The 20,583-nt window shown below is 46.3% G+C and carries 20 protein-coding genes and 1 tRNA gene; 7 read left to right on the forward strand and 14 right to left on the reverse strand.

Features of this window, described 5'->3' with window-relative positions; translation table 11 throughout:
• Positions 1–122: 122 nt before the first annotated feature.
• Together JGK16_RS25140 and JGK16_RS25145 are read left to right on the forward strand one after the other, a co-directional pair.
• Positions 123–374: a plasmid partition protein ParG gene (locus JGK16_RS25140; protein WP_293185086.1), complete on the forward strand. Its 252-nt coding sequence runs from the start codon at positions 123–125 to the stop codon at positions 372–374.
• Positions 371–793, forward strand: a complete 423-nt coding sequence (locus JGK16_RS25145; RefSeq protein ID WP_293185088.1) for a hypothetical protein — start codon at positions 371–373, stop codon at positions 791–793. Before JGK16_RS25140 ends, JGK16_RS25145 begins: the two co-directional genes overlap by 4 nt.
• A 65-nt stretch (positions 794–858) precedes the next feature.
• Here the strand turns inward: JGK16_RS25145 and JGK16_RS25150 are convergent, their stop codons facing one another.
• The 14 genes from JGK16_RS25150 to JGK16_RS25215 form a co-directional block, all read right to left on the reverse strand.
• Positions 859–1,149, reverse strand: a complete 291-nt coding sequence (locus tag JGK16_RS25150; protein ID WP_293185090.1) for a hypothetical protein — start codon at positions 1,147–1,149, stop codon at positions 859–861.
• Positions 1,150–1,410: 261 nt separating this feature from the next.
• On the reverse strand, positions 1,411–2,172 hold the full coding sequence (locus JGK16_RS25155) for a nucleotidyltransferase domain-containing protein (protein WP_293193093.1): 762 nt from the start codon (positions 2,170–2,172) through the stop codon (positions 1,411–1,413).
• A 97-nt stretch (positions 2,173–2,269) separates the two neighbouring features.
• Entirely contained in the window at positions 2,270–3,214 is a 945-nt protein-coding gene (locus JGK16_RS25160; protein ID WP_293193095.1) for a nucleotidyltransferase domain-containing protein, read from the reverse strand.
• A gap of 133 nt (positions 3,215–3,347) precedes the next feature.
• Positions 3,348–3,752: a putative toxin-antitoxin system toxin component, PIN family gene (locus JGK16_RS25165; RefSeq protein ID WP_293193097.1), complete on the reverse strand. Its 405-nt coding sequence runs from the start codon at positions 3,750–3,752 to the stop codon at positions 3,348–3,350.
• Positions 3,749–4,114, reverse strand: a complete 366-nt coding sequence (locus JGK16_RS25170; RefSeq protein ID WP_293185097.1) for a hypothetical protein — start codon at positions 4,112–4,114, stop codon at positions 3,749–3,751. The genes JGK16_RS25165 and JGK16_RS25170 overlap by 4 nt, the downstream gene beginning before the upstream one ends.
• A 182-nt stretch (positions 4,115–4,296) precedes the next feature.
• Positions 4,297–4,368 (reverse strand) — tRNA-Val (locus JGK16_RS25175).
• Between the two features lie 128 nt (positions 4,369–4,496).
• Positions 4,497–4,709, reverse strand: coding sequence for a DUF2839 domain-containing protein (locus JGK16_RS25180; protein WP_293185099.1), 213 nt, complete (start codon positions 4,707–4,709; stop codon positions 4,497–4,499).
• A 64-nt stretch (positions 4,710–4,773) separates the two neighbouring features.
• Complete coding sequence (locus JGK16_RS25185) at positions 4,774–6,303, reverse strand: helicase C-terminal domain-containing protein (RefSeq protein ID WP_293185100.1); 1,530 nt, start codon at positions 6,301–6,303, stop codon at positions 4,774–4,776.
• Positions 6,304–6,325: 22 nt separating this feature from the next.
• Positions 6,326–7,855, reverse strand: coding sequence for a pentapeptide repeat-containing protein (locus tag JGK16_RS25190; protein ID WP_293185101.1), 1,530 nt, complete (start codon positions 7,853–7,855; stop codon positions 6,326–6,328).
• Between the two features lie 76 nt (positions 7,856–7,931).
• Positions 7,932–9,494, reverse strand: a complete 1,563-nt coding sequence (locus JGK16_RS25195; protein WP_293185102.1) for a pentapeptide repeat-containing protein — start codon at positions 9,492–9,494, stop codon at positions 7,932–7,934.
• 96 nt (positions 9,495–9,590) lie between these two features.
• Positions 9,591–11,153, reverse strand: a complete 1,563-nt coding sequence (locus JGK16_RS25200; protein ID WP_293185121.1) for a pentapeptide repeat-containing protein — start codon at positions 11,151–11,153, stop codon at positions 9,591–9,593.
• A gap of 74 nt (positions 11,154–11,227) precedes the next feature.
• Positions 11,228–12,469, reverse strand: coding sequence for a transposase (locus JGK16_RS25205; RefSeq protein ID WP_293185122.1), 1,242 nt, complete (start codon positions 12,467–12,469; stop codon positions 11,228–11,230).
• A complete protein-coding gene (locus tag JGK16_RS25210; protein WP_293185124.1) occupies positions 12,408–12,785 on the reverse strand; it encodes a recombinase family protein in 378 nt (125 codons plus the stop codon). Before JGK16_RS25210 ends, JGK16_RS25205 begins: the two co-directional genes overlap by 62 nt.
• A 114-nt stretch (positions 12,786–12,899) precedes the next feature.
• Positions 12,900–13,025 carry a MerR family DNA-binding transcriptional regulator gene (locus tag JGK16_RS25215; RefSeq protein WP_325315668.1) on the reverse strand — a complete coding sequence of 42 codons (126 nt, stop codon included), beginning with the start codon at positions 13,023–13,025 and terminating at the stop codon, positions 12,900–12,902.
• A gap of 732 nt (positions 13,026–13,757) precedes the next feature.
• Here JGK16_RS25215 and JGK16_RS25220 point away from each other — a divergent pair.
• From JGK16_RS25220 to JGK16_RS25240, 5 genes are all read left to right on the forward strand, one after another.
• The gene (locus JGK16_RS25220; protein WP_293193099.1) at positions 13,758–14,597 is read left to right on the forward strand and encodes a prephenate/arogenate dehydrogenase; all 840 of its coding nucleotides are present in this window, start codon (positions 13,758–13,760) and stop codon (positions 14,595–14,597) included.
• A gap of 67 nt (positions 14,598–14,664) precedes the next feature.
• Complete coding sequence (locus JGK16_RS25225) at positions 14,665–16,500, forward strand: APC family permease (RefSeq protein WP_293193101.1); 1,836 nt, start codon at positions 14,665–14,667, stop codon at positions 16,498–16,500.
• A 290-nt stretch (positions 16,501–16,790) separates the two neighbouring features.
• Positions 16,791–18,314: an RtcB family protein gene (locus tag JGK16_RS25230; RefSeq protein ID WP_293185105.1), complete on the forward strand. Its 1,524-nt coding sequence runs from the start codon at positions 16,791–16,793 to the stop codon at positions 18,312–18,314.
• 6 nt (positions 18,315–18,320) lie between these two features.
• Entirely contained in the window at positions 18,321–18,629 is a 309-nt protein-coding gene (locus JGK16_RS25235) for a hypothetical protein (protein ID WP_293203468.1), read from the forward strand.
• Positions 18,630–18,739: 110 nt separating this feature from the next.
• Positions 18,740–20,521 (forward strand): ABC transporter ATP-binding protein, encoded by a 1,782-nt coding sequence (locus JGK16_RS25240; RefSeq protein WP_293185128.1) that lies wholly within the window; start codon positions 18,740–18,742, stop codon positions 20,519–20,521.
• Positions 20,522–20,583 lie beyond the last annotated feature (62 nt).

The following is a 20,583-nucleotide window of genomic DNA, read 5'->3' on the forward strand; positions in this document are numbered from 1 at the left end:
CTAAAGAATCTGGCATATTGACGCTATAGCGCTATTAACACTAAGTCACTAAATAGCTAAAATTGCTATAGAACAAAGCTGGCATTAGTGTCACTCTAGAAACAGTGACACCAGTACAGGTTATGAACGATACCGATAAAGATAAGCCAGTCAAGCTCTGCTTTTACTGCGATGACGATTTGCGATCGCGCTTTCGATGGGTTTGTGCTTACCAAAATGCTTCTATGAACCAGGTTTTATTGGAACTCGTAGAAAACTGGCTTGCAGAAAACACCCCAGAAATCAGCAATAAGAGCCCATCTAAAAACGAAACCTCGCCAAAGTCAAAGCCCAAGCGGAGTAAAGCAGCAAAAACTGAGGAAATAAGCAAATGACCGATCGCCTAGACCGAATTGAGGCTATTCTTGAACAAACCGCGCGATCGCAACAACAGTTTGCCGATCGCATTAACCAGTTTGGCGCATCGCAACAGCAGTTAGCGGAGTCGCAACAGCAGTTAGCGGAATCGCAACAGCAGTTAACCGATCGCATTAATCAGATAGCCGTACAACAGCAGGAATCCCAGCAGCAAATCAGCCTGTTAACAGGAAAAATTAACTTGTTAACAGAAAGAACCGACGCCCTAACTTCTGCTGTTACCAAAATATCAGAAATTTTTGCCATCGACGTTGCTGAATTCAAAGCTAACTTTATGGCTGTGGAACGCCGGATAGAACAAATTGAAGAAAGAATTGAGCAAATCTGGCAGTATCTATTAGATCAGTTGCGTAGTCGCGGCAACGGAGGCAGTTAGATATCGCTTTTCTCAGGTAGATGAGCAGTTGAAAGCGATCGCCTCTATTGTAATTAGCAAGCGATTCATACTATTACTTCTCTAGCTTTTTTCACCTTATCTCTAAGTTGAGCTAATACATCATCTGCATTGAGCAACTCACCGCGTTGCGCCTGTTCTCGTGCTATATCGATTTTCTTCCGAGTTTCTTCAACCCAAGCTAAATAGTTTGGGTTGTTGCTGCTATCGGATAAAGTAATGTCGTCAATTAATAACAGCAAAGCTGTGTTAATTGCTTCTTCAAGAGAGGAATATTGACCGTGCTTTACTAAAGCTTCAAGGACTTGGGTTTGATCTGGACTCAAGGTGATTTGCATTGTGACCTCTGATGGTGCAAGGGTTGGACAATACTTTTACTGTATCTCATTTTATGAATTTGCGATCGGGCTGACGCCATGCTTCGCGCCGATTCGATTGCACTCAATTACAGTCTCTCGCCACCGAATCATTAAACCTTCCCCAACCATGAGTGGAATGGGCGTCCCGCCCGTCCTCCACCAACTAATTAAACCTTCCCAAACCATGAGTGGGATGGGCGTCCCGCCCGTCTTAATTCTGACAATAAGACATGAAACAGCTTAATTCAAAGATGCCATTCTCACCTTTACCAGAAAATCATTAAGAGCAACCTTTGCGTTAGGATTTGACGGTAAATGACTGGTAAAACTTGCCTCTTCTAATACATTGATTAGCCGATCGCGCTCCTGGTGATAAAATGCAATATCTGTATCCTCCAGAACCGACTTTTCCGCCCCAGCCAGCTTGCGAGCAATCAAATCGGGAATATACGGTAACTGGAACTTGTCATTAAGTTTAACCAAATTCGCCTCAACTTGCCCCGTTTGCATCAAATGAATCCCCGCCAGCAACACCCGGTAAACGTACAGCAGCGGCTTAACCCGACGCGGGCTTTCTTTCTCAAACAATCGCCATTGAGTTTGAGCAAAACCGAGATAGTGGTGGCTGTGGTGCTTGGTAATGCAGTTCGAGGCGAGAGCCTTTAACTCCTCATGTTCCTCGCTACTGTAAACTATAAGCGGCGAATACAGTTGCTCCAACACATAGCCGTTGCGCTTCAACAGCAACTCCAGAAACTTCTTGATATCGTGAGTGACTAAATCGAGTTCCATCTTCTCCCGAACTTCCGAAACTTCGATTGTTTCGTCTCCAGAAATCAGTCCGATTACTTTTGGTAGCGGTAAGATATGAACTCCCCGCAAGTCGAAGTCGGAATCTGCGGAAGGAAAACCGTATAAGTGCGATCCGCTGACAGTCGCAAACAGCAGCGGGTAAGGTCGATCGGAGATAATCTTGACTAATTCGGAGATGTATTCTACCATAATTTTTCAAAATTCACACATAAAAATCATCAATTCTTTCAGTCCGCGGAGGCGGACTTTGTTTGTGTAGAAGCGATTTCAATCGCCGAATTATAAATCAACTCCCGATCGCACTTTGACGCGATTTAATCAAAAACAGATTAGCCTGCTCGTAATTAGGACGTTCCGGTAACTTAGTTTCTGCAAAAGCGCGATCGAACTCTACGTGCAAGCTCAACCGCCAGCGATTCACCTCATCCCAGGAGATTTCCTGATTGCGGATTGATAGCAATTGCGATCGAAAATCCTGAACCCGCACCGGCACAAACCCCTCCTTAAGTACCGTAATTCCTGACAGCAGCAACCGAATCAAGTGCATCGCGTGCTTCCAGCGAATTTCCCCAGTATTGCGGAGGTCTTGCTCCATTTTTTTAAATTGCGACAAAACGTAACTATTGTAAGTTTGATAAACCAGTTGCGACAGAAAGATTTCGCGAATTTCCAGCAATTCGGCTGCTACAGGAGAAACAGTTTCTACCAAAGGAGTGTACAAACATTCGAGTACATTGGGATTAGCTTTGAGCGCCAAAACCAAAAACTTTTGCAGTTCCCAATAGCATTCTTGATCTTCCTTATTTTCCAATTGTTCTGGAATGCCATAAAGCGACCAATGAAGAATTGCCGACGGCTGGTAAATTCCGCGCCTGTCTGTATCAGATTGTTCGTTATCCAAACCGTAAGCTCTCGAACCAACTATGCAGCGGTAAATTACAGAATCGTAGAGGTTGTATTCGGCGAGAAAATCTCCTCCTGACTCCAATCCTTCGCTTTGAAACTGCTTGCGAATGCTGAATTCGTGTCGCCGCAGACTAATTTGTGTTCCGTCTGGCAATTTGACTAAATATGCGTGGGAATTGTCCGTAGGCGATTTGACAATCACACCTACTGCGCCTTGTTTCCAAGATTGGTCGCCACCGGGGTTTTTGACCTCAATCTTGGTGACAATTTGGGTTCCTGCGGGCACGATTAAGTTGAAATTTTGAGGAAGATTGGGGTTTGTCACGAGGAAACCTCCTGCGGAGACACGAGCTACAATGTTATTGTAGCATATGTGTAGTATAAAGAAAAGGGGGGTTTGGGCGATCGCAGGACGCCCTCGCCCGTGCTACGGCATTTTTGGCTTTGTTGAAAATTCTCTAATTAATTATCAATTCTGCAAACAGAGAAACAGAAATAATTAATGTATTCTCTAAACTCTGAACTTCTGTAAAATCGCGATCGCCTGTAATTAAAAAATCAGCATTAGCAGAGAGCGCACAAGCAATAAACTTAGCATCTTTTTGATCTCTAGGAAAATCAATTTCAATAGAGACATCAATCAGTTTGGTTGAATCCTGAATCAAATCAAACCATCTTTCTTTCTGAATGTCTGTTAATTTGATTTTTCGTCTACTTAATACCTCCTGATACTCTGCTAAAATTTCTTCTGAAACTACCCACTCATAATCAGGTTGATTGATAATCCAGGTAATAATAGATGCTGGTTTTCTTCCAGCGATCGCAGCAGACACTAAAATATTAGTATCGATAACAACTCTCATTCTCCGCTCCGATAAGCTGCAATTTCTTCGGCAATTTCTTCATCAGTTAAAGGACTATCGGCGTGTAAAGCCTGAGTTTCTTCACATAAGTTGTTAAAATCTTCAGCTAAAGCTTGTCGGTGCGGATCGGGCTGATAATTATTCTTAAGTTCCAAGCTCGTTTTAATTTTTTCTGCTAGTAACTCTTGTGCAGGTTTTCCTGAAAGAATTTTTACTACTTGCCGAGGTTGATTAAGATATTGCTTTTCTGATAAAGCTTTTAAAGCATCAGTAATTACCCGATCTGGGGTTGTATATTTCCCTGTTTCTAACAGTTGTTGCAATAACTTTTCTTGTTCTGAGTTCAGAATTATTTGGATCATAAAGTTACCTCTATAAATAATCTCAAGCCGTTTGATACCTGTAGGGGTGAAGCATTTGGGCGACAATTTATGTTGAAAACCTGTAATTTTATTCCCAAATGCTTCACCCTCCAACCTGGCTCGCACTCCGACAGAATATTTTATTGTTTGGAGATGTCTAATGAGTCACCATAAATTTTGAATGGGCAATACAGGATTTGAACCTGTGACCCCTTCCGTGTGAAGGAAGTGCGCTACCACTGTGCTAATTGCCCGCAGATAAGTATCATAACATACTGACTCCCCATTGGCAACTAAAATTTCCCTAAAAAATCAGCCGCTGGTTTCGGAGTGAAAACTCGACACAATGTGCGATCGCCCAATTGTCGATCGCACCTCACCATCAATCAACCACCCACCAACCCGCCGCAGGCCCAACAAACCGCACCACAATCCACCAACCCACCAACAGACTAATCCCCGCCCAGCTTCCGCGAGATGTCCACTTCAGAAAATCTTCGCTTTGAGTTTTCGTAATTGGTAGCCAGGGATAGATACGCTCTTCTTTACCGTATCCATCGCCGATCGACTCTTTACGACGCTTAGATTCGCCCATAATCTTTGTCTACTAAATTAGATTTCAATTCGATAACAACCAAATTATACGCCAACAGGTCATCTCAAGCCTGAGTCAACCAAGTCGTATCCAAATAATCAATCCTTGCAAACGGACTCAGCGCCGCTAAAATTTGCTGTCCGTAACTGCGGTGAATCACCCTACTGTCAAAAATCGCCACAACCCCCTGACGTTCTCGCACCGGCGCGATCGCCCTTTGCAACTCATTCAACGCCGCCGGTAACAAATACAACCGAAACCAATCCCTCCGCTGCTCCTTATAAAAAGCCACACGCGCCGTCACCAAAGGATTCTCCAAAGAAGGTAGCGGCAAAGTTGCGATCGCCAGCAAGTGAGGCGCACTCAACTCACCCTGATGTTCCCGCCAAAACTCCCATCCAGTCACCAAAATCGCATTGTCGCCCACCTCGGTTTTTTCCACCTGCACCCGAGAACCGAACTCAGAAGCCAAAATCGCCGCCATCCGAGCCTTCAGCGGTACATCGCCCACAATCAGCACAGTTAAACCCGCCACCGACGCACTCATCAACAGCAAAGTCCGAATTTCTTCCATTAAAACACCCTGAAATTCCGGCGTATTCGGCAGCGGCAGCCAGTTGGGAATGTACAGTTGAATTAACTCATTTTGTCGATCGGGCGAAAACTTCACACTCGTCAACTCAGGCAATCCCATCATTTGCCGGAAGATCGGAGCCTTCTGTTCCACATCCACCGCCCCCCCAATCAACACCACAGGCACGGCAGACCAAATTTTGCTCAAAACCTCGGCCACCTGCACCGGCGCACAGAACAGCGAAAATGACCCAGCAGAGCGATGAATTTGTGCCCACCGCAGTTTCCCGTTTGTGTTCCACCGCTGCCAAAAATTGCTCCAAGCAGGCGGAATCCCAGGGTTTTGCTCGATCGTTTCAAACAGCCCTTGCAAAATATTTTGCTCTGCCGTTTCCAGCAAATAGCACTCATCAGGCTTAGCTGGATGCTGAAACACAGCCCGCGTTAGCAACACCCGCGCTTCTCGAATTGCATCCGCCAGCATTGGGCCAGATTCCATTAAATCATTCCAGTCAGCGGGTTCCAAACCCACCGTCAATTGCTGTCGCGTCCAAACTTCCAAATCATCCACACCGTCGATAATTGTCGGAATATTGTTGTGAAGTTGCGAATTTCCTGCCAAGCGCGCCGCCAGCCAAGACTGCGGATCGGCTAGCATCAACCCTCGTCCCGCGGCATTATGGTCATAAATCTCGATCCTCTTCGAGGGCTTCGCTAACGGCCGATCAGTTTGCAGCCACTCTTGCAATCGCGGAATTTCCACCTCCTGCAAATGTTCCAGCAGCGGTGTCGGCGCCACTAAAATCACCGGATCCGGCCACATCAAAATCGGCATCAAATAGCTGACTCGATACCGCTGTCGGTAAGCGGACGCCGGCAGCCCAGTTTGGATCAGAGCGCTGCGCCCCAAGCGCAAAGCCCGCGCCACCAACCGCGCCATCGTTAAATGGTGGGGCCAGCGCGGCTCGGAGTGCGATCGCAAAAAGCGGAGCAGCGAATTATGGACTTCTACCTCAATCAATCGATTTCACTGTTGATATTTCTCAATCAAGATAATCAAAACTTGCCAGAAAATCAACTACTTTTTGACCCACAGCCAAACTAAATTTACTCTCCTGATTATTTCCACTTCGCCGACCAAAATCCTGATGAGACTGCACGGTAAAACTCTCCTGCCCCGAACTAATTAAAATAGTTTGGGTAGGTGACTGAAAAAAGTTTGTTTCCTGAGAGACATTTATTGTTGTTTCCAGCATTTTTTTCACATCAGTTAAATTAGCCATTGCTGCATTCAATGCTTTAGATAACTGTATTATCCGTTTTTTTTCTAAATTTTGATTTGCGATAGTTTTGCCAACCGCCACCACATTTTTCTGAGTTTCCAAGGCATCCTTAAAAGGAACAATCGCTAAAAAAGCTGCTGGCAATAAATGCTCGTCGCTATCAAATCTAAAAGTCAGAGTTGTCCGGCGATAGCCCACTTCTATATTGGGAGGACGGCTCATGGCTCCGTAATGCTTAGCTATTTCGCTATAGGCTGTTGCTAAAGTGCTGTTGGCTGAGTGGTCTAAAAGTGCGTCAACCACAATTCGCACTAACCCCGGCGTATGATTTAAAAACTTTCTCGCTTCAGACGACGAATTAAATTGTTGCACCAAACTGCGATCGCCTGCGGGGCTGATGTCAACCCACTGGCAATTAATATCATCTGCGATGATACCAAATCTGGGTACCAAATACATTTTTGCCCCAGTTAAAGTTGCCCCGGTCAAATCTGCGCCCACCCAATCTGCGTTAATCAAATTGGTTTCTGTCAAATCAGCGTGAACCAAACTAGCATTGGCTAAATTAGCATTTCTTAAATCTGCTCCGCTGAGGTTAGCTCCACTCAATTTAGTATCACTCAGATCGGCGCCAGTGAGGTTAGCTCCGCTTAAATCCGCCCATTTGAGATTAGCTCCGCTCAAATCAGCACCGCTGAGATTCACCTCCTGCAAAGAAGCTTGTCTCAGATCGGCATTGCTCAAATTGACGCCGTTAAGTTCTGCCTTCATCAAATCGGCGCCGTGCAAATTAGCGTCTTTAAAGCTAGCTTCTTTTGCTGAAGAACCTCTAAGATTTGCACCGGAAAGATTCGCACCAGACAGATTAGCTTGTGTCAGTTTTACCTCTCTTAAGTCTGCTTCAGTCATGTTAGCGTTACTGAAGTTAGTCTTGCTAAGTTCGCAGCGGACTAATTCTCCTCTAATCAGAGATGCTCCGATTAATTGAGCTCCCGTTAAATCCGCTCTGACTAAGTTTGCTACGTTGAGACTAGCTCCGTTTAAGATTGCCCGCGAGAGATTGGTGCTGCTGAGTCTAGCCACATTCAGGTTAGCTTCACTCAAGTCAGCTTCGCTCAAGTTAGCGCCGCTGATGTTGGTGACAAATAAGCTAGCCTGCCTTAAAATTGATTGGCTGAGGTTGATGCGACTGAGATTAGCTTCATTCAGGTTGATTCCTGTGAAATCTCTGTCGCCTTCTGTGTATCTTTTGACGAGTTCAAATCGCTTGAGAAGTTCTTCTGCTTCCATTGTTTTTACCTAGCTGAAAGGGCGATGGACTAACTTTTATGTGGCATTAATATAAAAATAAATAAATTTATATTATTTACTCACCAAGCTGATAAAAGCTTTTGACAAATTCAATCACCGTATTTAGGGGCGGGGTTGTAAATCTTTGGGCTTTAATTGCCGGCCCGATCGAGGTTTTGTTGACTCCCGGCAAATTGGTCAAGTTTCTGCCAAAGTCTGGGTGATAGTGAACCATCAAAGTTTCGGCGCTGGAGTTTGCCAGTATGGTTTGGGTAGGCGATTGAAAAAAACTCGACATCGGTTCGCGATCGAGGCGAATCGGCTGCATTTTCATTTCCCCTATTTTTCTAATTGTTTTGGTCATGGCGACGTTCAATTGCACTACCAAATTTGAAACTCTGACGCCTAGATTATTGCCGTTTTGGGGTTGAATCATCTTGATCAGAGTAATGAGATTTTTTTGAGTAAATGCCGCGTCGCTAAAGGGAATAATGGCAACAAAAGCTGTGGGAAATAGTTGATCGTCCTGCTCTATTCTAAATGATATGATTGTGCGCCGCGAATTAACTTCTATGCTGGGAGGATTGCTCAAACCCGAGTATTGACTGGCAATTTGGCGGTAGGTAGCCGCGAGGACAAAGTTAGCGTCGGGGTCGAGCGGTCGATCGACAATAATTTGCACTGTCGGCGGTGTAGCATTAAAAAACCGTTGAGATTCTTCTGGGGTAAAGCGCTGAATGTGACTGCGATCGCCGTTTGGGCTCAGATCCACCCAATCGCAGGTTATATCATCGGCTTTCAGATTAAACCTCGACACCGCGTAAATTTTCGCCCCAGTCAGGGCCGCCCCCGTCAAATCTGCGCCCACCCAATCTGCGTGAGTCAAATTCGCTTGAGTCAAATCCGCGTGTACCAGAGTAGCGTTCAACAGGTTGACGTTGCTCAAATTTGCCCCGTACAAGTTAGCCCCGCTCAATCTCGCTTCATCGAGGTCAGCACCAGTCAAGTTGGCGCCGCTGAGGTCGGCCCACCGCAGATTAGCGCCTCGCAAGTCAGCGCCGCTGAGGTTGGCTTGAGACAGATTAGCTTGTCTGAGTTCGGCATTGCATAGGTTCACTCCTCGCAAGTCTGCCCTGCTGAGGTCGGCTCTGTGCAAGTTAACCCGTTCCAAGTTCGCCGCTGTCAGACAAGCGCCTCTCAGGTGAGCCCCGCTGAGGTCGGCTTGCTCTAGATTGGCTTCTCTCAGGGTGGCTTCTCTCAAATCTGCTTCGCTCAAGTTGGCACCGCTCAAGTTGGCACCGCTGAGGTCAGCTCGGATCAGCTCGGCTCTGATCAATGTAGCTTCGACGAGTTGGGCTTCGCTGAGGTCGGCCCGAATCAAGTTAGCCACGTTGAGGATAGCGCCACTGAGGTTGGCTTTGTTGAGGTTGGCAGCGCTGAGTCTAGCAACATTGAGTTTAGCTTTTCTCATGTTGGCCTTTGACAGATTGGTGCCACTCAGGTTGGTGAGGCTCAAGATTGCCTCGCTGAAATTAGCCCCACTCAGATCGATCCTGCTGAGATTGGCTTCGCAAAGCAGGATGGCAGTAAAGTCTCTTTCTCCTGCTGCATATTTGGCGATGAGTTCTTCCGCGTCCATGCTTTTGACTTTCCCTGATGTGTTAGGTAGAACAAAGCTTTGTTATGCCAACCTTTAAAATAGAATAAGCATTTTTTGTAACTTCATGCAATATGCCTAGACATCTATATTGTGGAAGCCTTTTATAAAATCCAAAATGCTGGCGATATTAGCTTGACCCAATTTTGTGCTTTCAGTTAACTTGCCTGCGCTGGAGTTGCTGGGATCGTATTTTTTAATCAGGCGCTTGCCGAAGGCTGGGTGGTGATATACGCTGAGTCTTTGGTCGCGGGAGTTGATTAAGAGCATCTGTGTAGGAATTTGAAAAAAATTGATGCTTTCACCGATTTTGGGAAAAGAACTGGAAATTTTGATTTGGTCTACTTTGCTGATAGCTTGGTTGAGAGCTTTGCTGCATAACTGGACGTGTTTGGATTCTTTGACGCTAAGTTTGCCTGCATCGTGGGATTGAATCATTTTCATCAAAGCTATCAGGTTTTTCTGAGTTGTAGCGCCGTCGTTAAAAGGAATAATGGCAACGTAAGCGGTGGCAAATAATTTATCGTCGCTGTCCATTTTAAAGGCGAGTACGGTGCGCCTGGAACTGACTTCGATCGTGGGCGGCTGACTTAAACTCGGGTATTGTTGGGCAATTTGGTAATAAGTTGCAGCTAGGGCAAAATGAGCGCCTTGGTCTAAGGGCGAGTCAATTACAATCCTAACTGTGGGCAAGCTTTCGTGAAAAAAATCGTGGGTTCCTCCGGAGTTCAACCAGTAAATTTGACTGTGGTCGCCGTTGGGACTCAGGTCAACCCACTTGCAGGTCATGCCTTCGGTTTTGATGCCGAGCCGCGAAACTGCGTGGAGTTTGGCTCCGGTTAGGGTGGCTCCGGTTAAGTCGGCTCCCACCCAGTCGGCGCGGATCAGATAGGCGTTTGACAGGTCGGCGTGAACTAAACTGGCATTGAGTAAGTTGGCGTGGCAGAGGTCGGCTCGGCTGAGGTCGGCGCCGCTCAATTTGGCTTCGCTGAGGTCGGCCCAGCGCAGGTTGCAGCCGCTGAGGATGGCCCAGCGCAAATTGACGCCACTGAGGTCGGCTCCGCTGAGTATGGCTTGAGTGAGGTTGGCTTGTCGGAGTTCGGTACCTCGCAAGTCTGCACCGCTGAGGTCGGCTCGGCTGAGATCGGCGCCTTGGAGGTTGGCTTGTTCGAGGTTGGCTTCTGTCAAGGACGCACCACTGAGGTGAGCGCCTCGAAGGTTGGCTTGAGTGAGGTTGGCTCCTCGGAGCGTGGCTTCGGTGAGTGTGGCGCCGCTGAGGTTGGCTCCGCTGAGGTTGGCTCCGCTGAGTTCGGCTCGAATTAGCTCGGCTCTGATCAGTTTAGCTCCTGTGAGTATGGCTTTTTTGAGGTCAACTCGCACTAGGTAGGCGACGTTGAGGTCGGCGTCGGTGAGGTTGGCGCCGCCGAGATGGGCGCCGCTGAGTCTGGCGATGTTGAGTTTGGCACCGGTGAGGTTGGTTTTGCTGAGGTTAGCTCCGCTTAGGTTTGCTACACTCAGATTCGCACCTGTGAGGTTGGCTCCGCTCAAGTTGACGCCGCTGAGGTTGGCCTCAGTCAGGTTGATTCCGGCAAAGTTTCTTTCTCCGGCGGCATATTTTTTCAGGAGTTCCTCGACTGTCATGGGGGCGGCACCGTATCGAAATATCCCCATTTTATTGCTATTGACACTCCCCGCCGTAAAACGGACGGGGATTCTTAAGAGATTTTCACCCTTAATGGCTGTGTCAAACAGCCTCTAGACAGTCCGGTAAAACCATTCTGCTTACTTTTGCGACCAATATTTACAGATACATTTAACCCGGTAAATCTAGGACTAAGCCCAAACTTACTGTGTATGGCAAGACGCGTGAAAGCTGCAAGCTCTCCCGTCAAGGAGGTATCTCTCAAAGCTTTCAATAAAATATTGAAAGCGCCATTTACATCTCTGTCCAGAGTGTGTCCGCATTCTGGACATTTAAATTTCTTAGACCCACCTAATTTAGTGTGAATATGCCCGCACTTTGAACAAGTCTTGGATGTGTATTCTTCGGTCACGTCTACTACAATACAACCAGATTTGGATGCTTGATGCTTCAACATTTGTTTGAACCTATAATGGCTCAAAGTGACCAGGGCTCTAGCTGTTTTTGTCGCTAATTTTCGTTTCCCCTTTTTTACCATCTGCTGCGTTTCAAAAGTCGGCAAGAAAATAATTTTATACTTGGTCACCAAGTATTTAGCAGCCTTCTTGTGTAACTCGTTGACTAAGTTTTTAATCTGAATCCGAATCTGGGTCGCTGACTTTCTCAAGCAATACCTCAATCGTTTGAATTGTCCTCCTTTGTGCAGCCCTATTCTTGACATCAATTTGTCTAAATGTCTTGCTAGTCGGTAGATACGACCAATATCATTCTTTCCTACCTCCAAGATATCACTGCCGTCAAAACCAGTCAAAAACGTTCTAACGCCAGGGTCTAAGGCGATAGCTAAACTGCTTTCGTTTTGCAGAGGCTTTGCGGTATCAACTGCATAGCATATAAACCATTGCCCATTGATTAGTGACAGCGTTGGCTCATGTTCCATTACATCTGCAATTGGTTCGGATACTTTAAATGATAATCCTTTGGTTGCTTGCGGGTAAAAAGTCCCAGACTTCCAGTTACTGACTTGAAACCTGATAGTCTGGGAACGGTCAAATCGGCTTCTAAATTTGGCGATACCCTTTGACTTTTTAGCAGCTTTGTGTGCCTCAAAAGCTTGGAATACTGCCATTTGTCGTGGGTTGTAAGGTTGCTCGGACACCCAGATTGGAGCTGAGTCCATAATCTTTTTTCTGAGATCGTACTTGCCAATCTTTTCTGTTTTCAGGATAGCAATTGCTTGATTGTAACACCATCTACTTGCTGCAATCCAAGTCCTCCATTTCGCTGCTAGCTTGGTTTCTGGGTAAACTCGAATCTTCTTTGATAGTAGATTTGTATTTACCCCGGGAGTAGATTCGGCAACTAAAGACGTGGATGATGGCAAGGATATGTTCAACCATTTCTCGTTCACAAGACAGCTCGTTTCTACTGAGAACCATGAGTTGGCAATTGTTTTGCTCGCAGAGCCATTTGATGAGGTCGCTACCAAACCTTGCGAGTCTGTCTTGGTGTCCAACCACAATTGTTGAGATATTTCCTGACATGACTTGTCCCAAAAGGGCAAGCAGTGCTTTTCTTTTGAAGTTGAGTCTACACCCGATGTCTTTAAAGACTTTGGCTTGCGGGTAGATATTTTGGAGGTAGCTGACTTGTCGTTCGAGGTGTTCTCGTTATTTGTAGCTACTGACTCTTGCGTAGATGGCGATAACTCGGTTGTGTCCTGTTCCGAGAACGCTGTCAATGTCCTAGCGTCGTTGGTTGGAGGGGGTTCTGATTGCTGATATTTTGTCGGCAAGCTCCCAGTTTCTAAGAGTTTTCTCTGAGACTTGCAGCATTTCGCAAGCTTTTCGCGGCGTGACATATTTGATCATCGCTGGTAATATTTTTTACTCTTGATATATACTGCCTGATTTTGACGCTATTTTCCAGGACTTTATGGGAAATTGTTTACTTTGTGACAACAGCCGCTTCTAAAAACCTACAGAAATCTGTAAATCAAACTTAGCGGTCTATGTTTTGCCTAGAGCGAGTGCTATAGCCTTTCTCACATTCATTCGCGGACAAATCTTGACCTAAAAAGCTTTACACTGTAAGGTTCCAGCATATCTTGGCATACCTCATCTTTCTGAAAAAGGCTATATATGTTTTCCTTTTTGCTCAGGTTGGCTTACTCTTCCCAGTTAGAGACTGCCTTGATTAGCAGAGGACTTGAAATATTTGGTTTTTTGAGGATCAGTTTGAGCCAAGTGTTTTTTTGTGGTTTTCACACCCAGTAAGCTTTAGCAACCCGCACTAATCAAGCGTTTCCCCAGTTTATCACAATTATTGTTGGTTTTCGTCAAATTCTGAGAAAATCTAGACAAACCTCTGTATTTTGGCAACTGCCTAAAACGCCACATTGTAAAGGTTTTTGCTAAGGCGGCACAACTCACACAGAGCCAAAAACTCCGCTTTATTTAAATTGCGAATTTGGTTCTTTTGAGTCAGGTACATAGTTGACCTTTCGCTACATATTGTATTATAAAGCGAAAGTTGCTATTAATCCTAAAATTTTCTTGTCAAGCCGTCAAGCGAAGGACGGGGTTTGAAACCCATTTTTTCTGATGAATATCGGTATCGTAGGACTTGGTTTAATTGGTGGCTCGATCGCTCTGGATTTACGATCGCGCGGGTTTAATATTGTTGGGGTTTCGAGTCGCCAACAGACTTGCGATCGGGCGATCGCAAGAGGTGTTGTCAATGATGCCAGCATACACCTGTCTTTGATGGCAACAGCGGATTTGGTTTTTATTTGCACGCCGTTATCCGCGATCGAGCCGATCGTCCAAAAATTAATTCCCCATCTTTCCCCTGATGCGATTGTAACCGATGTCGGTTCGGTAAAAACTCCCATAGTCGATGCTGTGTCAGCTCTGTGGCCGAATTTTGTTGGGGGACACCCGATGGCGGGGACTGCTGAAAGTGGGATTGAGGCGGCGGTGAGGGATTTGTTTGTGGGGCGGCCTTATGTGGTGACTCCGACTGCACAGACTCCGGCGCAGTCAGTGGAGAAGGTTGAGGAAATTGCGCGGTTGTTGGGTGCGTCGGTTTATCGGTGCGGCCCTCAAGAACACGATCGAGCTGTGGCTTGGATTTCTCATTTGCCGATAATGGCTAGCGCGACGCTGGTGGCTGCGTGCGATCGAGAGGGCGATCGAGATATTGTGAATTTAGCGCAAAATTTGGCGAGTTCGGGTTTTCGGGACACCAGCCGCGTAGGGGGTGGCAACCCCGAGCTGGGAGTGATGGTGGCAAAGTACAATAGAGAGCAATTATTGCGATCGCTCTCTATTTACCGCGACAGTCTCGACGAGTTGATGGGCGATATCGAAGCCGAAGATTGGCAAGCTCTCGAACAGAAGCTGAAGCTGACTCAACAAGCCAGAGATAATTACCACTTGTGATCCCAAAATTGCTGAAAACTGTCCCCGTCTCGATTATGATTTGTGGACGCCTCTATATTGAGTTTCAATGTACACTTATTCTCGGCTCAAGCGGGTTTTACTGGGTGAATCTCTGCCCACCAGCGCATCTGTTCACGAACGGCTGAGCAACGCTACAGGGCTAGCTGTTCTTGCTTCCGATGCACTTTCGTCTGTGGCCTACGCTACTCAAGAAACTCTGCTGGTGCTGTTACTAGCCGGGAGCAGCAGTTTAAGTTTATCGCTGCCTATTTCGGGAATTATTGTTTTACTGTTGGCGATCGTGGCGCTGTCTTACCGACAGACAATTAAAGCGTATCCCAACGGCGGTGGCGCTTACATTGTGGCGCGAGAAAACTTGGGTATTTATCCCGGTTTGATCGCAGCAGCTTCGCTGATGATTGACTACATCCTCACCGTAACAGTCAGCATTTCCGCTGGTATTGCCGCCTTGACTTCAGCAGTTCCCTCCTTGCTGCCCTATACCGTTGAACTGTGCTTAGTTTGTATTGTCCTGATCATGTTTGCCAATCTCAGGGGACTGCGGGAATCTGGCAAGATATTTATGGTTCCCACCTATGCGTTTATCGTGGGCATTTTTATCTTGATTGGCTGCGGTTTATTCCAACAGGCAACAGGTCATGTTTTGCCAGCATTAGAAAACATTCCAGCTAAGGAACCTTTGGGATTGTTTCTGATCGCGCGCGCCTTTGCGGCGGGCTGTACAGCCCTGACTGGAGTTGAAGCCATATCGGATGGAGTGTTGGCTTTTAAGCCTCCTGAATGGAAGAATGCACGCCTAACTTTAACTTATTTGGGAGTAATTCTGGGATTTATGTTTTTGGGCATTAGTTACTTAGCCCATATTTATCAGGTGATTCCTAAAGAAAACGAAACGCTCCTTTCTGTGTTAGGAAAAGATATTTTTGGAGTCGGCATATTTTATTACTATTTGCAGGCTGCAACTCTGTTGATTTTGCTGTTGGCTGCGAATACGAGTTATGCAGATTTTCCGCGACTTTGTTATTTTTTGGCGCGGGATGGGTTTTTGCCGAGGCAGTTGTCGCTGTTGGGCGATCGCCTAGTTTATTCTAATGGCATTAATTTGCTCAGCCTCTGCGCGGCTCTGTTAATTATCATCTTCCGAGGCGATACCACCGCAGTAATTCCGCTGTATGCGGTTGGAGTTTTCACTTCTTTTACTCTGTCCCAATCTGGAATGGTGATTCATTGGTTTAAGGAGCGAGGCAAAGGCTGGCAATCTAGTGCTGTGATGAACGGTATTGGTGCAGTGGCAACCACGGGAGTTTTAGCTGTAATTGTCGCTACCAAATTCCTTTTGGGAGCTTGGGTTGTGGTAGTAACTATTCCGATTGTAGTTAGTCTATTTTTAGCTATTCACCGGCACTATCGGTATGTAGCCGCTCGCTTGAGCATTCAGGGAATAGAACCCATATCTTATCCTCCCAGACCTAAAGTTAAGACGGTGACACATCCGGCGGTGGTGTTAGTTGGCCAGTTGCACCGGGGAACTTTTGATGCCTTGGATTACGCTCGTTTAATTGCTGATGAGGTTGTGGCGGTTCACGTAGATATAGGTTTGACAGATAGAGCAAAACTGCAAGCGGCTTGGCAAGATTTGCAATCTGACATTCCCCTAGAAATTCTGGAATCGCCTTACCGTTCTGTTGGTGAGGCTTTAACTCACTTTTTGACTTTGTTTGAAGAGCAACGCCCGGGAGTTTTCTTAACGCTAATTATTCCGGCTTTTGTGACGAAAAATTGGTGGGAGGGACTGCTACACAATCAAACTGCTTTCTTTTTGAAGGCGGCTTTGCTGGCTAAAAAAAGTCGGGTTGTGACAACGGTTAGATATTATCTGTAGCGTTTCTGGTATAACAGTGCGGTACGCTTGGGTAATTGGTAATTGGTAATTGGTAATTGGTAATTGGTAATTGGTAATTGGTAATTACTCGATCGCGTACCTCACAAAAATTGAGAATCGCTAAGAAAGCGGTTGACAGATAAAAAATAATGTGCCAGGATCGACATAATTAGAAAAGTTGCCTTCAACTTGTCTCTGAAAAGATTGCGGCTGCTGAACCAAAGTCTTTTACTAACTACAACATCTCTTCAATTTGTGGGGGTTGCACTGCAACCCGCAACAGACTATTTATGCAGCAGCCAAAAAACTTGAACAGGCTTTTGCGAGCTTTGTCTCGGCAAGGTCTTGATGTGAGTTACGACAATCAAGTCTACTCGATTTGTCTCAATAGTTCTCTGAAAGAAAACTGGCAAGATGCCAGTTCCACAACAGAAAACAGTGAAAATGTTTTTGCTACAAGAGATAACTGGCAAGATGCCAGTTCCACAACAGCAGAAGTTTTGCTTCCAGAAGGTTTTCCGGTGGAAGCAAAGGCGCTGAAACAGTTAGCAAATTTGGCGAATGTCCGTCACCCTCAAGGTGGTTGTGTTTGTCGCGCCTGCGCCACTCCAGACTTCCATCCGGGGGATGCGGGAGTGGCAATTGGTTCGATCGTCCAAACTGACAAAATGGTGATTCCGGCGGCTGTCGGCTCCGACATTAACTGCGGGATGCGCTTACACGTTGCTGATTTGTCTGTCGAACAATTTCTGGGAAAGCGCGATCGATTTGTAGAGTTGATGAAAGGCGATTATTTCTTCGGTACTCGCGATGTCAGCATGACTGCAAAAACTGCCCGCGCGATGTTCCAACACGGCATCCCCGGATGGCTGGATGGTATGCTGGATAGGGCAATGGGCAGCGCAGCAAATTCGGATTTCGAGCAGTTGGCGCAAGAGTGCGATCGCACTTTCGGAGGCGGTTCGATGAATGGCGATGTCAAATGGGCGCCGGAAGAATTAGTCCCAAATGACGGCACTGTCAGGGATGGCGGGTTAGGTACCATCGGCGGTGGCAATCATTTTGTAGAAATTCAAGTGGTTGAAGAAGTTGTCGATCGAGCTACGGCCTATACTTGGGGAGTTCGATCGGGACAAATCGCTTTTATGATTCACTCCGGTTCGCGAAATGTCGGCAAATACATCGGCGGTATGTGGCGCGATCGAGCTTGCGAAGCCTGGCCGAAAACCCTAAAATACCCTGAATCCGGGCTGTTTCCGCTGTCTGTCGAAGCCAATCCCGAACTTGTGAGCAGCTACCTACAAGCGGAAGCAACGGCCGCCAATTATGGTTTTATCAACCGCTTGTTGCTAGCAGAACTTCTGCGACTGCGTTTGCGACAAGTTTTCGGGGATATCGAAGCTCCTTTAGTTTACGATTTGCCTCACAATATTACCTTAGCTGAAGGTGACGGCTGGGTGACTCGCAAAGGCGCTTGTCCCGCACATTCTGGCCAGCCTGTAATTGTACCTGGTTCGATGGGTGCGCCGTCTTATTTGCTAATTGGTTTGGGAAACGATCGATTTTTGCGATCGGCTTCTCACGGTGCGGGCAGGGCGCGATCGCGTTTCGATCTCAGTCGCGAAGGTGCTGACAAAACTGAAGCAGCTTTGGGATTAACTGGCGTAGATTGCATTACCTTACGCGAAGAACGTAGAATCGAAGAAGCACCGGCCGCTTACAAGCCAATTCAACCAGTGATTGACGTTCAGGTGGAGGCACAAATTGTGGAGATTGTCGCTAAAATGAAGCCAGTATTAACATTTAAAGCCTAGGCTGATTTGTCGGTTCTCAAAAACTGGTTTTACGAACAGGCTAGAAGCCTGTTCCACCAGAAAATTCCAAAGATTGTGGAATGGGCTTCTAGCCCGTTCCCTCAGAAAAAATCAAAGATTGTGGAATGGGCTTCTAGCCCGTTCCCAAAGACAATTCCAAAGATTGTGGAATGGGCTTCTAGCCCGTTCCAGCAGAAAAAATCAAAGATTGTGGAATGGGCTTCTAGCCCGTTCCCAAAGACAATTTCAAAGATTGTAAAATGGGCTTCTAGCCTGTTCCAGCAAAAAATCAAAGATTGTGGAATGGGCTTCTAGCCCGTTCCCAAAGACAATTTCAAAGATTGTGGAATGGGCTTCTAGCCCGTTCCTAAAACCATAAAAATAACTGCACAATCTAAAACTTGTCCAATTATCCCCATCCTCAATTGTCACCAAATCCCTCTAAACCTGTCCATCCCCTCAAGCGGCTGCTGAAGTACGGGCGCCGCTACCGCCTGAAAACTTGGCTGGCAAGTATTTGTTCGCTGCTGAATAAATTCTTTGATTTAGCGCCACCAGCATTAATCGGTATTGCCGTTGATGTGGTGGTGAAACAACAAGATTCTATCCTTGCTAAGTGGGGCATAAAAGATGTCGTTTTGCAACTCGCAATCATTACTTTTTTGAGTTTGATTGTTTGGACTTTGGAATCGGTTTTTGAATATGCCTATGATTATTTGTGGCGCAATTTGGCTCAGGATATCGAACACGATTTGCGTCTGGAAGCTTACAGCCATTTACAAGAATTAGAATTAGCTTATTTTGAAGAACGCAGCACGGGCGGTTTGATTTCGATTCTCAACGATGATATCAATCAACTGGAACGTTTTTTGGATGGTGGTGCCAATGAAGTGATTCAGGTAAGTACGACGGTAATTGTGATTAGCGCCGCTTTTTTTGCAGCATCTCCTGCTGTTGCTATCCTGTCAATGCTGCCAATTCCTTTTATTATTTGGGGCTCGTTTGCATTTCAAAATCGCCTTGCTCCACTGTATGCTGATGTGCGGGAAAAGGTGAGTTTTTTGAACGGGCAATTGTCGAATAATCTGACGGGAATTACTACTATTAAAAGTTTTACTTCCGAAGATTATGAAACTCAGCGCATCGAAACCCAAAGTCAAGCTTACCGCCAAAGTAACCGACGGGCGATCGCAATTTCGGCAGCTTTTATTCCGCTAATTCGCGTGGTGATTTTCCTGGGCTTTATTGCAACGCTATTTCTGGGCGGTTTGGAGGTAGTGGCGGGCAGATTGTCTGTAGGGACTTACAGCGTTTTGGTGTTTTTGACGCAGCGGTTGCTGTGGCCCCTGACCCGCCTGGGTGATACTATGGATCGATACCAGCGCGCCATGGCTTCTACTAATCGGGTGATGAATTTGTTGGATACGCCGATCGCAATTCGCACGGGTGATATTCGGCTGCCGGTTAGTTCGATTAAAGGCACGCTGGAATTTAAAAATGTTACCTTTTATTACAATCAAAGAAAACCGATTTTGCAGTATTTTTCCCTGACTCTGCCGGCGGGGAAGACTACGGCAATTGTGGGCGCGACTGGTTCGGGAAAAAGTACGCTGGTAAAATTAATTATGAGGCTGTACGAGGTACAATACGGTCAGATTTATCTCGATGGCATAGAATTAACTACCCTGAATTTAAAAGATTTACGGAGAGCGATCGGATTGGTGAGTCAAGATGTATTCTTGTTTCACGGTACGGTGGCCCAAAATATTGCTTACGGCACTTTTGATGCCACCGATCGAGAGATAGTAAATGCTGCTCAAATTGCGGAAGCTGACGAGTTTATCGCGCAATTGCCGGACGGTTACAACACTATTGTAGGGGAACGCGGTCAAAAATTGTCGGGGGGACAGCGGCAGCGGATTGCGATTGCGAGGGCTGTGTTGAAGAATCCGCCGATTTTGATTCTGGATGAAGCTACTTCAGCGGTGGATAACGAGACGGAGGCCGCAATTCAGCGATCGCTCGAACGAATTACCAAAAATCGGACTACAATTGCGATCGCCCACCGTCTTTCTACTGTCCGTAATGCCGATTGCATTTTTGTCATGGAGCAGGGGCGAGTGGTAGAATCGGGGCATCACGAACAACTTATCGAACATAATGGAGTTTATGCGTCGCTCTGGCGGGTGCAATCTGGTATAAAATAAAAGCGCTGCGCTTTTAGGTTGAATTTGCTAATTGGTAATTGGTCATTGGGCATTGGGCATTT

The sequence above is a fragment of the Microcoleus sp. PH2017_09_SFU_O_A genome, from assembly GCF_020738625.1.
In the GTDB taxonomy this organism is placed as follows: Bacteria; Cyanobacteriota; Cyanobacteriia; order Cyanobacteriales; family Microcoleaceae; genus Microcoleus.